The sequence below is a fragment of the Pseudonocardia spirodelae genome (assembly GCF_037727765.1).
Lineage (GTDB): Bacteria > Actinomycetota > Actinomycetes > Mycobacteriales > Pseudonocardiaceae > Pseudonocardia > Pseudonocardia spirodelae.
Genome location: NZ_JBBJUP010000032.1, coordinates 1 through 13,234 on the forward strand (window position 1 = coordinate 1; position 13,234 = coordinate 13,234).

The window sequence follows — 13,234 nt, forward strand, 5'->3', positions numbered from 1 at the left end:
CCTAGTGCACGCGCAGCCGGGCCTCGAGCCCGGCGACGAGCTCGCCCCAGGTCTGCGCCTCCCGCGCGAACGGCGGGCTCGGCGCCATCCGCGTCGGGTCCGGCCGCACGACGAACGACACCAGCCAGCCGAGGCTGGCCGACTCGGCCAGTGCGTCGGCGGGCTCGGGGTCCCCGGCCCACTCGCCGACGTCGGTCAGCAGCTCGGCGGCCAGGTCCAGCTGCACCGGGTCCAGGTCGAGCACGCCCTCGGCGAGGTCCGCGCCGATCCCGGTGAGCACGTAGGTGTTCATGTCCTCGACGCCGCCGTCGAGCTCGCCGACGGCGGCCGCGTCGAGCACGTCGGCGAAGGTGACGGCCGCGGTCAGGTCGGTCCCCGCGACGGCGGCGTGCTCGCGGTCGGCCAGCGCGCGGAAGAGCGCGCGCTCGGAGCCGAACGCGTCGATGCGCCCGTCGGACCCGAGGAAGACGGGCCGGTCCTCCAGGTAGCACCGCAGGGTCACCACGGAGCGGTCGCCGATCTCGATGCGGATGGGGTCGATGCCCACCTCGGCCCAGAACCCGGCCGGGGCGTCGTCGTCGCCGCCGTCGGTGGTGCCGGTGCTGGCGGACCCGTCGGTGCCGGCGGCGAGCGCGGCGGCCTCGAGCGCCTCGTCGTCGTCGAGGGGCTCGGCGGCGAGCCGGTCGCGCAGCTCCTGCTCCTCGGCGCGGGCCTTGTCCAGCGCTCCGGGGTCCACCTCCGGGGTGGCGACGAGCGCGTCGACCGTGTCGACGATGCCGTCCCAGTGCGTGGCGACGGCCTCGGACAGCGCCGACCAGCGCTTCGCGCCGTCCCGCCCGGCGAAGGCCTGCTCCCCCTCGCGCAGCAGCGCGAAGGCGGGCTCGCCGTCGAGGGCGGCGATCACGTCGGTGAGGTCGCAGACGTCGGCCAGCGACCGGACGATCGAGACGGCCTCGTGCAGCTCCTGCACGGTCCACGCGTCCGGATCGGCCGCGGCCAGCGCGGGCAGCCCGACGAGGTCGAAGCGGTGGGTCTCGTCGGGGGTCAGCTCGGCGACCGAGAGACCGGGCACCGCCGACCACGCGGGGTGGTCGGTCAGGTCGTGCTCGGGCGCCGTGCGGACGTACGCGGCGAGGCCGGCCACCTCGTCGAAGACGAACACGTGCTCGTCGTCGCCGAGGAACGCCTCCCACTCCTCGCCGTCCTCCCGCCACGGGGGAGCCCACAGGGAGACCACGTCGCCCCGGGTGAGAGCGAGCCGGATCGGGACGATGTCGCTTGCCACGCGGCGAGCCTATCGTCGGTCCGGTCCGCCGGCCGGTCCCACCACGGGGTGTCGCCGGCCCGGCGGTCGTGGTCGCGGGGGTCAGGCCTGGGAGTGCAGGCGCACCACACCGATGGACACGTCCTCGAGCCCGCCCCGGTCGAAGTCGCGGCGCAGCTGGTCGGCCTTGATGGTCGCCGTCATCCCGTCGAACGGGCCGTGTGCGTCCACCTCCCCGGTCTGCGGGTCCACCGCCAGAACGACGTATCCGTCGCACTGCGTGAGCTTTTCCGCAGCAGCGATCAACGTCTGCTCCTCGGAAGTCGTGTTCTCCGGCATCGGATCACCTCCTTGTCGTCTAGTACAGCGTCGGCGGAGCCCTCGATGTGACACCGTTTCGGCCATACCACCCGTTCGGGTCAGGTGAATCGCGAAATCGGCAACCGCGCGTGCCGATAGTGGCACCACACGCGGTCGTTCACGCGATCCGGCGAACGCGACGTGCCCGACCGGACACCGAAGGTGATCACCGATCCCGTCGGGGATCCGCTGTCACGCAAGGTCTGCGACCGTGTCCCGGACCTCACCCGGGCGGACGAGACGGGCCCACCGGCCGGTCGCGGCGTCACCCGTCGGTGAGCGCGCGCTTCTCACGCTTCGTGAACCGTGACACGCATCCGTGTCGACGTCGTGCGATGACGTGCGGGTGTCCGGACGGCCACGTACCGGCATCGTCGCAGGGTGGGCGGCGTGCCGGTCCGGCGGCCGCCGGGCGGCGCCCGCCGATCGTGGCCCGCACCGCCTCCGCACGGGGGATCTCGGCGCCCCGGCGCCGCCGTAGGCTGTGCGCCCGTGGACACGATCGTCGTCGACCACCCGCTCGCGCGGGCCCGGCTGAGCACCATGCGGGACGCCCGCACCGACAACGCGACCTTCCGGGCCGCGCTGCGGGAACTGACCCTCATGCTGATCTACGAGGCGACCCGGTCCGCGCCGCTGGCCGAGGACCGCATCCACACACCGGTCTCGCGGACGGTCGGCTACCGGCTCGCGACGCCGCCGGTGCTCGTCCCGGTGCTGCGCGCCGGGCTCGGGATGGCCGAGGCCGCGCTCGACCTGGTGCCCGAGGCGCAGATGGGCTTCGTGGGCATGGCCCGCGACGAGACGACCCACCAGCCGGTGCCCTACATGGAGTCGCTGCCGGACAGCCTCGTCGGCCGCCCGGTGTTCGTGCTCGACCCGATGCTGGCCACGGGCGGCTCGATGGTGCACACCGTGGAGCTGCTGACCCGCCGCGGCGCCGACGACGTCACCGTCGTCTGCGCGCTGTCCGCGCCCGAGGGCGTGGAGCGGCTGCACGCGTCCGGCCTGCCCGTGCGGATGGTGACCGCCAGCATCGACGAGCGGCTCAACGAGTCCGCGTTCATCGTCCCCGGTCTCGGCGACGCCGGCGACCGCCAGTTCGGCGCGGTCTGAGAGCCGTCCGCGTGCCGGGCCGCCGGGTCGCCACCGGGCTCGTCGCGGCCGCCGTCGCGGTCGCGGTGTCGGTGCTGCCCACCGCGGACCGGCCCGAGGACACCGAGGTGCCCGCCGCGCTCGACGATCCCGGCGTCGTGCGCGTGATGCCGCTCGGGGCGTCGTCGACGGTGGGGGTCGGGAGCCCCGAGACCGCCGGCTACCGCCTCCCGCTGTGGGAGCGGCTCGCCGCCGACGGCGTGCCGGTCGACTTCGTCGGGTCCCGCAGCACCGGGCCCGACGCCCTGCCCGACGCCGACCACGAGGGACGGTCGGGCTGGACCGCGGCCCGGATGGTGCCGCTGACCGGCGGATGGGTGCTGGCGGCCCTGCCCGACGTCGTCCTGCTGCACGCAGGGACCAACGACCTGCTGATGGGCGCCGACGCCCGCGCGACGGCGACCAGCCTCGACCGGATGCTGGAGCGGATCTTCGCCGCGGCCCCGGACACCCACGTGATCATGGCCGGGGTGTGGGCGCCGCTGCCGAGGCAGCGCACCGAGCGCGCCCGGCTGCACGCCTACCTGCCCCGCGTCGCGGCGGCGCACCGGGCGGCGGGGCACTCCGTGGAGTACGTCGACGTCGCGGGGCTGTTCCCGGCGGGGCGCACCGCCGACGGGCTGCACGCCGGCCCGGGGGCCTACCGCACGATCGCCGGGCTCTGGGCGGACCGGATCGAGGCGTATCTGGGCCGCGGACCGGGCGCGCGGCGCCGGTAGGTCGGGAGCGGCGACGACGCCGACGCGGTGGGTTCGTGCCGCGCCGGGTGTGCGTTGCGTCGGGTTGCGCCGCCCCGTGGCGCCGCCACCCCCGTCGTCCGCCCGCACCATGATCCGTGTTCCGCGCGCGTCGTCCACGCCCGCGCGTGCTGCAGCGCGAGCGCGGCCGGACGCGGCGCGCGAACGGTGGATCAGGACGGGCGCGGGCGTCCGGCGGCCGTGGGTGGCCGTGGGTGGCCGCGGTGCCGCCCGGTTCGCGGCCGGGGGGCCGCTCCACCGGGGCGGTCCGACCGCGGACTGTCTCCCCCGCGCGCGGTTTCGGCTCCCGCGCGTGCTGCAGCGCGCGCGGACCGTGGATCACCGTGCGGACCGTGGATCACCGTGCGGACCGTGGATCACCGTGCGCGCTGCGGATCACCGAGGACGGCGCGGTCAGCCGTCCGGCATCACCGTGGCCGCGACGACGGCGCCCAGCTCGCGGCATGCGGCCCGCGCGGAGGCGTCGGGGGCGCCGGTCACCTCGACGGGGGCGGCCGCGGCCGTCCAGGACAGGGCCCCGGCGACGGCCGTCACCGACCGCGTCGCGCCGGAGGTGTCGGAGCCGCCGTGCACCCACAGGCCGTAGGGGAGGCCGCGGGTGTCCTCGCCACAGACGTAGAAGACCTGGTCGAGGAAGTGCTTGAGCGCGCCGGACATGTAGCCGAAGTTGGCCGGGGTGCCGAGCAGGACGGCGTCGGCGGCGAGCAGGTCGCTCGCGGTCGCGGCCAGCGCCGCCCGCACGACGACGTCGACCCCGGTGATCTCCGGGTCGGTCGCGCCGGCCCGCACCTCGGCGAGCAGCTCCGCCGTCGCCGGGGACGGGGTGTGGTGCACGATCAGCAGCCGTGCGGGGTCGCTCATCCGGCCAGCATCCCGTCCACCTCGGCCCCCAGGGCGGCCAGGCGCTCCGCGGCCGCCGCGCGCGACGCGGGCACGGCGGCGACGTCGCCGGTCGGCTCCTCGACGACCTCGAGGTAGGCCTTCAGCTTCGGCTCGGTGCCCGACGGGCGGATCACCACGCGGGTGCCCGCCCGGCGCAGCCGCAGCACGTCCGGGGCGGGACGGTCGGCCTCCCAGCCGGGCGGGGGCGCGTCGCGCAGCCGGGCGACGGCGGCGTCGCGCGCGGCCGGCTCCATCCGGATCGACACGCCCCGGGTGGCGTGCACGCCGAACTCGGCGGCGAGCTCGTCGAGCCGGCGCGGCACCGACGACCCGGCCGCGGCCAGGCCGCGCACCAGGTCCGCGGCGAGCACGGCGGCCGAGATCCCGTCCTTGTCGCGCACGCCGTCGGGGTCGACGCAGAGCCCGATGGCCTCCTCGTAGCCGAACACGAGGCCGTCGCCGCCGCGCACGATCCACTTGAAGCCGGTCAGCGTCTCGGCGAACCGGGCGCCGCGGGCCGCGGCGACGCGGCCGAGCATCGACGAGGACACGACCGTCGTCGCGACCAGCGGGTCGGGCTGCGACCCGGTCCGCAGGACGTGGTCGCCGAGCAGCACGCCGGTCTCGTCGCCGGAGAGCATCCGCCAGCCGTCGCCGTCGCGCACGCCCAGGGCGCAGCGGTCGGCGTCGGGGTCCAGGGCGACGGCGAGGTCCGCGTCGCTCCCGGCGGCGAGCGCGAGCAGCGCGTCGGTGGCGCCGGGCTCCTCCGGGTTGGGGAAGGCGACCGTCGGGAAGTCGGGGTCGGGCACCGCCTGCGTCGCGACGACGGCCACGTCGTGCACCCCGGTGCGGGCCAGCGCGGCGGTCGCGAGCGCGCCGCCGACGCCGTGCATCGGGGTCAGCGCGATCCGCGGCGCGGGCCCGCCGGCGTGCCGGGGCAGCGTCGCGACCCGCTCCAGGTAGGCCTCGGTGACGTCCGACGGCTCCGGCAGCGGCCCGAGCGGGACCGACACCGCGGCCGGCGCGGCGGCGATCGCGGCCTCGATCGCCGCGTCGTCGGGGCCGACGAGCTGGGCGCCGTCGCCGAGGTAGACCTTGTAGCCGTTGTCGGCGGGCGGGTTGTGCGACGCGGTGACGGCGATCCCGGCGACCGCGCCGAGGTGCCGCACGGCGAAGGCCACCAGCGGGGTGGGGACCGGGCCGTCGAGCAGGGTCACGGCGAACCCGGCGCCGGTCAGGACCCGCGCGGTGGCCTCGGCGAACGCCGCCGACCCGTGCCGCGCGTCGCGCCCGACGACGACCCGCCCACCCGCCGCGGACGCGGCCAGCCAGGACGCGAGCCCGGCGGTCGCCCGCGTCACCACGGCGACGTTCATCCCCGCGGGCCCGGCCCGGACCGGACCGCGCAGCCCGGCCGTGCCGAACCGCAGCGGACCGGCCATCCGGCCGGCCAGCTCGTCGACGGCCGCGGCCGCGCCGTCGCCGCCGGCCATCGCCGACGCCAGCACCCGCTGCAGCTCGGCGCGGGTCGCGGGGTCGGGGTCGTCGGCGATCCAGCGCAGTGCGGCGTCGCGCAGCGGGCCGGGGAGGGTCATCGGATGCGGCCGACCAGGTCGCGCAGCAGCGAGCCCATCCGGGTCGCGGCGGCGGCGCCCGCGTCGAGCACCTCCTGGTGGTTCAGCGGCTGCCCGGACAGGCCGGCCGCCAGGTTCGTGACCAGCGAGATCCCGGCGACCTCCAGCCCCGCGGCGCGGGCGGCGATCGTCTCGGCGACGGTCGACATGCCGACCAGGTCCGCGCCGAGGGTGCGCAGCATCCGGATCTCGGCGGGGGTCTCGAAGTGCGGGCCGGGCAGCCCGGCGTAGACGCCCTCGGTCAGCGACGGGTCGAGCTCGCGGGCGGCGGCGCGCAGCCGGGGGGAGTAGGCGTCGGTGAGGTCGACGAAGTGCGCGCCGTGCAGCGGCGAGCGCGCCAGCAGGTTCAGGTGGTCGGAGATCAGCACCGGCTGCCCGACCGACAGGCCCTCGGTGATGCCGCCCGCGGCGTTGGTCAGCACGATCGTCCGCACGCCGGCCGCGGCCGCGGTCCGCACCCCGTGCACGACCGGGTCCATCCCGTGGCCCTCGTAGAGGTGGGTGCGCCCGAGCAGGACCAGCACGCGGGTCCCGCCGATCGTCAGCGAGCGGGCGGTGCCGCCGTGCCCGACCGCGGACGGGGCGACGAAGCCGGGCAGCTCGGCCATCGGGACCTCGGCGTCGGGGGTGCCGAGGACGTCGGCGGCCGGGCGCCAGCCGGACCCGAGGACGACGGCGACGTCGTGGGTGTCGGTGCCGGTGCGGCGGGCGAGCTCGGCGGCGGCCTCGTGGGCGCGCGCGGTGGGGTCGGCAGGGTCGGCCATGCGCGCCAGCCTAGACAGCGGCCACCGGGCCGGTCGGCTCAGCCGGAGGTGGAGCGGAAGCCCGCCGCGACGGCGTCGAACAGGCCGGTGGCGGCGTCCTCGGCCCGCCCGGCCGGCGAGGTCAGCTGCAGCACCCAGACCCCGCCCGCGGCGTCGCGGCCGGGCACGATCCGCATCAGGGTGCGGCGCTGCTCGGGGCCGTTCCCGGTGGTCATGGCGACCTGGGCGGAGCCGTCGGGCCGCTGCTCGACCGGGTCGACCGACACGACGTCGACGCCGAGCGCCTCGGAGGTCAGCGCGTCGGTGACGGCCTGCTGGGACACCGCGGCGCGCACCGACAGCTCCTGGCGCCCGTCCGGGCTGACGAACCGGACGACGACGGACCCGTCGGCGGCCGGGGACCGGAACTGGGTCCAGCCGTCGGGCACGGGCACCGAGAAGCCCAGCGGGTCGGGGTAGGTGGTGCGCAGCGACCGCTCGGTGGCGACGGTGACGGTCGACAGCGGCTCCTGCCCGGCCAGCGCGCGCACGCCGGTGAACCCCGCGAGCGCGCCGAGCAGCACCAGCAGGGCGCCGCCCAGGACCAGCGGGACACCGCCGAGCACGTCGGTCACCCCGCCGCGGGCGGTCGCGGCCGGGCGCGGCGACGGCGGCGCGGCCCGTCCGCGCGGCCGCGGCGGCACGTCGGAGGGCGGGCCGGGCGGCGGGCCGGGGTCCGGCGCGAGCGGCGCACCGCGCCCCGGGGCACCGGCCGGGGCGGGCGGCGCGGGGGCCATCCGCTGCGAGGCGTGCGACGCCGGCCCGGCCGGCGCGGGCACCCGGGCCATCACCGTCGGCACGTCCGGCGAGCCGGGGAAGATCGGGTCGTCCGGGTCGGCGAGCAGCGGTCGCAGCCGGGCCCGGACCTCGTCCAGCGGCATCCGCCCGGACGGCTCCTTCACCATCAGCCCGGCGATGACCTCGGCGACGGGGCCGGTGACCGTCGGCAGCGGCACCGGGCCGTCGACGACCTCGGTGATGGTGCGCACGGGGTCGCCGTCGACGTCGTAGGGCGGCCGCCCCTCGACGGCGGCCCACAGCGTGGCGCCCAGGCCCCACAGGTCGGCGGCCGGGGTGACCGGCTGGCCCGCGGCGACCTCGGGGGCGATGTAGGCCGGGGAGCCGAGCACGAGCCCGGCGGAGGTCATCGGCGCGTCGGACTCGTTGCGGGCGATGCCGAAGTCGGTGAGCTTGACCCGGCCGTCGTCGGAGATCAGGACGTTGCCGGGCTTCACGTCGCGGTGGGTGATGCCGGCCCGGTGCGCGGCGCGCAGCGCGGCGGCGGTGCCGTGCCCGACGACGCCGGCCTGCGCCGCGTCGAGCCTGCCGAGCTCGGTGATGGCCGCGGCCAGGTTCTTCGACGGCACCAGCTCCATGACCACCAGCGGCTCGTCGCCGCCGGAGTCGAGCACGTCGAACACGGTGACGACGTTCGGGTGCGACAGGCCGGCCAGCGCCCGGGCCTCGCGCATGATCCGCTCGCGCAGCTCCAGCTTCTCCCCGGACGGGATGCCGTCGGGGATCTTCAGCTCCTTGAGCGCGACCCGGCGGTGCAGGACCTCGTCGAAACCCGACCACACCGTGCCCATGGCGCCGCTGCCGAGCGGCCCGTCGACGCGGTACCGCCCGGCGAACTGTCGGCGCTGGACCTCGCCCTCGGGAACGGACACGGGGCCGATTGTTCCATCGCGCCCGCGCGGCCCGTCCCCGCACACCGCGTTCGGCCGGCGAGGTCACCGACGGTCCCCGCCGGTCACCCTGTGTGCACACCGCAGTGCGTCCCGGACGCCGGACGGCCGCAACGGCGGGACGGGCGCGCCGCGGGTCACGATCCGGCCGCGGCGCGGGCGCGGCCCGGCATCGGTGGCGCCCGGTCCCCGGTGGCGGACGGTCGAACCGCCGGTGAACGGCGAGGACGGCCGTTCGCCGACGGGAGGAGCGGTCGCGCGCGGCCGCTCACCAGGAACGGTGAACCCGCTGGCAGCACCCGGCCGACCCCTCGCCGCGCCGAGGCGTGAACGGACGATTTCGACTGGAACACCGCCGGACGGGTGAGGAACATCGTAGTCGGCGGGAACGTGCGGATCGCCGTCCGCGACGACCGCGGACGGACGGGGCACACCCGTCCGGGGCCAGTACGAGGAGGACAAGGTGACTGCGCTGCAGACCCGCACCGAGCTCCCGGAGATCGCGGACTTCCCGGTCGACGACCTCGGCGCAGGCACGGGTCCGGCCTGGCTGGAGTCGTGGATGCGCGCGCACAAGGGCGAGATCGTGGGCTGGCGGCGCGCCATCCACGCCCAGCCCGAGCTCGCCCGCCGGGAGCACCTCACGACCGCGCGGGTGTCGGAGACGCTGCTGCGCGCCGGGCTCGAGCCGCGCACGCTCGTGGGCGGCACCGGCGTCGTGTGCGACGTCGGGCACGGCGAGCCGCTGGTCGCGCTGCGCGCGGACATGGACGCGCTGCCGCTGCAGGAGCAGAGCGGCCTGCCGTTCGCCTCCGAGGTCCCCGGCGTCATGCACGCCTGCGGGCACGACGCGCACACCGCGATGCTGCTGGGTGCGGCGCTGGGGCTGCAGTCCGCGCCGTCGCTGCCCGGCCGGGTCCGGCTGGTGTTCCAGCCGGCCGAGGAGGTGCAGCCGGGCGGTGCGCTCGACGTCGTCGACCAGGGCGTGATGGAGGACGTGCAGCGCATCTTCGCGCTGCACTGCGACCCGCGCCTGGAGGTCGGGCGCCTGGGCACCCGGGTCGGGCCGATCACCTCGGCCTGCGACCTGATCGAGGTGCGGCTGACCTCCCCGGGCGGGCACACCTCCCGCCCGCACCTGACCGCGGACCTCGTCCAGGCGCTCGGGCTGCTGGCCACCCAGGTGCCGCTGCTGCTGACCCGTCACGTCGACCCCCGCTCGGGCACCGTCCTGACCTGGGGCGCGGTCCACGCGGGCGACGCGGCGAACGCCATCCCGCAGTCCGGTCTGCTGCGCGGCACCCTGCGCACCGCCGACCACGCCACCTGGACCGAGCTGGAGGACACGCTGCGCGCGCTCGTCGCGTCGGTGCTGGCCCCCACCGGGGTGGGATACGTGCTCGACCACGTCCGCGGTGTCCCGCCGGTCGTCAACGACGAGGTCTCCACCGGCATGCTGCGCGACGCCGCGGTCACCCTGGGCGGCGAGAAGGCCGACGCGAGCACCGAGCAGTCCTCCGGCGGCGAGGACTTCGCCTGGTACCTGGAGCACTCCGCGGGCGCGATGGCCCGGCTGGGGGTGTGGCCGGGCAGCGGCCCGCAGCGCGACATCCACCAGCCGACGTTCGACCTGGACGAGCGGGCCCTGCCGTTCGGGTCCCGGGTGCTGGTGCACGCGGCGCTCGCCGCGCTGGCGCACGCCGCGTCCTGACCCGGCCCCGGCCGGTCCCGTGCGGGGCCGGCCCGGACCGGGCGGCCCCGTGGCGGGCGCGGCGGGCCCGCGGCCCGGGCTAGTTGCCGGGCGAGGACTTGCGGCTCGGCCGGCTGCGCAGCTCGTTGACGTAGTCGTCGGGGGCGCCCGCGGTCTCCGCGGCGTCGGCGATCACCCCGAGGTAGCGGGCCGACGGATCACCGCCCTCGTAGGCGTTGAGCACGTAGATCCAGGCCAGGGCGCTGCCGTCGAGGGTGGCGACGCGCAGGCGCAGCTTCTTGTGCATCCCGAGCTCACCGCCCTCCCAGCGGTCGAGCTGGCGCTCGTCGTGTTCGGGGACGTCGTAGAGCACGACGAACACCTGCGAGCCCGGCTCCTCCACCACGGTGGAGAGCGCACCCTCCCAGGTGTAGTCCTCGCCGCCGAACGTCAGCCGCCAGCCCTGGAGCCACCCGGTCCCGGCCATCGGCGAGTGCGGGGCGCGCTCCTTCATCTGCTCGGGGTCCATGTTCGACCCGTAGGCGGCATACAGCGGCACGCGTGCAGGGTAATCGGGTCGCCCCGCCGGGTTCGACCCGCCCGGTCCGAACAATCGGACACGCGTACTGTGAACGGCGTCGACGCCGGCGGGCGGGGCCGCCTCCCGGTCCACCACCACCGACTTCTCCAGGGGGATCTCCCGTGACCCGCATCGTCATCATGGGCGGCGGACCTGCCGGGTACGAGGCCGCGCTCGTCGCGGCGCAGCACGGCAGCGAGGTGACCGTCGTCGAGCGGGACGGGATGGGCGGCGCCTGCGTCGTCTACGACTGCGTCCCCTCCAAGACGTTCATCTCCTCCGCGGCCGTCCGGGTCGACCTGCACCGCGCCGAGGACCTCGGCGTGCTCGTGGACCGCGGCAACTCCGCGGTCGACCTGCCCGCGGTCAACGAGCGGGTCAAGTCCCTCGCGCTCGCCCAGTCCGCGGACGTGCGGTCCCGGCTGGAGAACGAGGGCGTCCGAATCATCGCCGGCACCGCGCGGTTCGCGGGCCCCGCGTCGGCGCGCGCGGCGCACGAGGTCACCGCCACCCACGCCGACGGCACGGTGGAGGACCTGGTCGCCGACGTCGTCCTGGTCGCGACCGGCGCCACCCCGCGGGTGCTGGACTCCGCCCGCCCCGACGGCGACCGCATCCTCGACTGGCGCCAGCTCTACGACCTCGACGAGCTGCCCGAGCACCTGATCGTCGTCGGCTCCGGCGTGACCGGGGCGGAGTTCTGCTCCGCCTACGTCGAGCTCGGCTGCCGGGTCAGCCTGGTCTCCAGCCGCGACCGGGTCCTCCCGCACGAGGACGCCGACGCCGCCGCCGTGCTCGAGGAGGTCTTCGCCGACCGCGGCGTCGAGATCCTGGCGCACGCCCGCGCGGACGCGGTCGAGAACACCGGCGACGGCGTGCGCGTCACGCTGTCCGACGGTCGCGTCGTCGAGGGGTCGCACGCCCTGATGACGGTCGGCTCGATCCCGAACACCACCGACATCGGCCTGGAGAAGATCGGCATCGAGACCGACCGCGGCGGGTTCGTCCCGGTCGACAAGGTCTCGCGCACCTCCGAGCCCGGCGTCTACGCGGCCGGGGACTGCACCGGCGTGCTGATGCTCGCCTCGGTCGCGGCGATGCAGGGCCGGATCGCGATGTGGCACGCGCTGGGCGAGGGCGTGTCCCCGATCCGGCTGCGCACCGTCGCGGCGAACGTCTTCACCCGCCCGGAGATCGCGACCGTCGGGATCAGCCAGAACGCGATCGACTCCGGCGAGGTCCCGGCGCGCACCGTGATGCTGCCGCTGTCGACCAACCCGCGCGCGAAGATGCGCGGCCTGCGCCGCGGCTTCGTGAAGCTGTTCTGCCGCCCCGCGTCCGGCGTGGTCATCGGCGGGGTCGTGGTGGCCCCGGTCGCCAGCGAGCTCATCCTGCCGATCGCGATGGCCGTGCAGAACGGGCTCGGGGTGGACGACCTGGCGCACACGTTCTCGGTGTACCCGTCGCTGTCGGGCTCGATCACCGAAGCGGGTCGTCAGCTGATGCAGCACTCCGACCTGGACTGAACAGCGCGTCCAGCTCGGCGGGCAGCGACCGCTCCCCGGCCGGGGCCAGGGTCGACCACTCCGGCCCGCCGTGCGGGCCGGTGGAGCGGGCCAGCCGGTAGCGCCCCCACCGGGTGTCGACGACGGCCAGGTGGCCCGGCAGCCGGGCCGGGCTGCCCCAGCGGTCGTGCCGGACGGCGCAGACCTGGGCGCGGTGCGCGGGGCCTGCGAACAGCTGCGTGAGCCGCTCGTCGTCGCACCCGGGGCCGGGGACGCCGGTCCCGGCCGGACGACGGCCGGGGTCCAGCAGCCGGGCCAGCGCGGCGGTCGGGACCCGCAGGGCCGGTCCCGGCCCGGCCGGGCACCGCGGCAGCGCGGAGGCCGCGGCGTGCGCGGGGGAGCCCGCGGCGGACACCGTGACGCTCCCGCCGGTGTGGACGGCGAGGACGCCGTCGCCGTCGCGCTCGGCGGCGACGGCGCGCAGCGGCCCGGGGAACGCGCCGCGCACCTCGAGGTGGCGGTCCGGGCGGGCGAGCAGGACCAGCAGCCGGACGAGCGCGGGGTCGGGCCCCGACGGCCCGGCCAGCCCGCGCGCCCGCAGCCCGCCGACACCCGCCTCCGCGATCCGCCGCCGCTCGGCCAGGGTGCGGCCCGGTGAGGGCAGCCGCAGCGCCGCCGGGGTGGCGCCGAGCCCGAGGTGCTCCCAGACGACGTCGAACTCGGCGCCGGTCAGCACGAACGCGACCGCCGGGGCGGCCGGGGTCCAGGGCTCAGCCACGGCCCCGCCAGCGGGACACGGGGCGCAGGACGGCGGGGTCGTCCGCTGCCGCCGGGGCCGGCACCCCGCCCGGATCCGCGTCGGTGCCGGTGTCCGGGTCCCGCGGCCCGCCGCCGTGACGGTCGGCGAGCAGGCGC

General features: G+C 76.8%; 12 protein-coding genes. 4 read left to right on the plus strand and 8 right to left on the minus strand.

The genetic code is table 11. The annotated features are described in order from the left end of the window. Position 1 precedes the first annotated feature (1 nt). Positions 2-1,285: a primosomal protein gene (locus WJX68_RS24890; protein ID WP_340295376.1), complete on the minus strand. Its 1,284-nt coding sequence runs from the start codon at positions 1,283-1,285 to the stop codon at positions 2-4. 81 nt (positions 1,286-1,366) lie between these two features. Further along, positions 1,367-1,603, minus strand: coding sequence for a hypothetical protein (locus WJX68_RS24895; protein ID WP_010230125.1), 237 nt, complete (start codon positions 1,601-1,603; stop codon positions 1,367-1,369). A gap of 513 nt (positions 1,604-2,116) precedes the next feature. Here WJX68_RS24895 and upp point away from each other — a divergent pair. Together upp and WJX68_RS24905 are read left to right on the plus strand one after the other, a co-directional pair. Continuing rightward, positions 2,117-2,740, plus strand: coding sequence for a uracil phosphoribosyltransferase (upp, locus tag WJX68_RS24900; protein WP_340295379.1), 624 nt, complete (start codon positions 2,117-2,119; stop codon positions 2,738-2,740). An 11-nt stretch (positions 2,741-2,751) separates the two neighbouring features. Beyond that, positions 2,752-3,498, plus strand: a complete 747-nt coding sequence (locus WJX68_RS24905; RefSeq protein ID WP_340295381.1) for a GDSL-type esterase/lipase family protein — start codon at positions 2,752-2,754, stop codon at positions 3,496-3,498. A gap of 432 nt (positions 3,499-3,930) precedes the next feature. On the opposite strand, the gene WJX68_RS24910 is transcribed toward WJX68_RS24905, so the two are convergent. Genes WJX68_RS24910 through WJX68_RS24925 form a run of 4 tightly spaced genes read right to left on the minus strand, consistent with a single transcriptional unit; the run spans position 3,931 to position 8,526 of the window. Next, positions 3,931-4,398, minus strand: coding sequence for a flavodoxin family protein (locus WJX68_RS24910; RefSeq protein WP_340295383.1), 468 nt, complete (start codon positions 4,396-4,398; stop codon positions 3,931-3,933). Further along, complete coding sequence (locus tag WJX68_RS24915) at positions 4,395-6,014, minus strand: phospho-sugar mutase (protein ID WP_340295385.1); 1,620 nt, start codon at positions 6,012-6,014, stop codon at positions 4,395-4,397. Before WJX68_RS24915 ends, WJX68_RS24910 begins: the two co-directional genes overlap by 4 nt. After that, positions 6,011-6,817: a purine-nucleoside phosphorylase gene (locus tag WJX68_RS24920; RefSeq protein WP_340295387.1), complete on the minus strand. Its 807-nt coding sequence runs from the start codon at positions 6,815-6,817 to the stop codon at positions 6,011-6,013. The genes WJX68_RS24915 and WJX68_RS24920 overlap by 4 nt, the downstream gene beginning before the upstream one ends. A 38-nt stretch (positions 6,818-6,855) precedes the next feature. Beyond that, positions 6,856-8,526 carry a serine/threonine-protein kinase gene (locus WJX68_RS24925; protein WP_340295389.1) on the minus strand — a complete coding sequence of 557 codons (1,671 nt, stop codon included), beginning with the start codon at positions 8,524-8,526 and terminating at the stop codon, positions 6,856-6,858. Positions 8,527-9,007: 481 nt separating this feature from the next. Here WJX68_RS24925 and WJX68_RS24930 point away from each other — a divergent pair, with 481 nt between their 5' ends. Further along, entirely contained in the window at positions 9,008-10,255 is a 1,248-nt protein-coding gene (locus WJX68_RS24930; RefSeq protein WP_340295391.1) for an amidohydrolase, read from the plus strand. Positions 10,256-10,334: 79 nt separating this feature from the next. Here WJX68_RS24930 and WJX68_RS24935 read toward each other — a convergent pair whose 3' ends face one another. Further along, positions 10,335-10,793 carry a gamma-glutamylcyclotransferase gene (locus tag WJX68_RS24935; RefSeq protein ID WP_340295393.1) on the minus strand — a complete coding sequence of 153 codons (459 nt, stop codon included), beginning with the start codon at positions 10,791-10,793 and terminating at the stop codon, positions 10,335-10,337. A 143-nt stretch (positions 10,794-10,936) separates the two neighbouring features. Between WJX68_RS24935 and WJX68_RS24940 the strand changes: the two genes are divergently transcribed. Then, positions 10,937-12,340: an NAD(P)H-quinone dehydrogenase gene (locus tag WJX68_RS24940; RefSeq protein WP_340295395.1), complete on the plus strand. Its 1,404-nt coding sequence runs from the start codon at positions 10,937-10,939 to the stop codon at positions 12,338-12,340. Here WJX68_RS24940 and WJX68_RS24945 read toward each other — a convergent pair. Then, positions 12,294-13,097 carry an ESX secretion-associated protein EspG gene (locus WJX68_RS24945; protein WP_340295397.1) on the minus strand — a complete coding sequence of 268 codons (804 nt, stop codon included), beginning with the start codon at positions 13,095-13,097 and terminating at the stop codon, positions 12,294-12,296. The genes WJX68_RS24940 and WJX68_RS24945 overlap by 47 nt on opposite strands. Between the last annotated feature and the right edge of the window lie 137 nt (positions 13,098-13,234).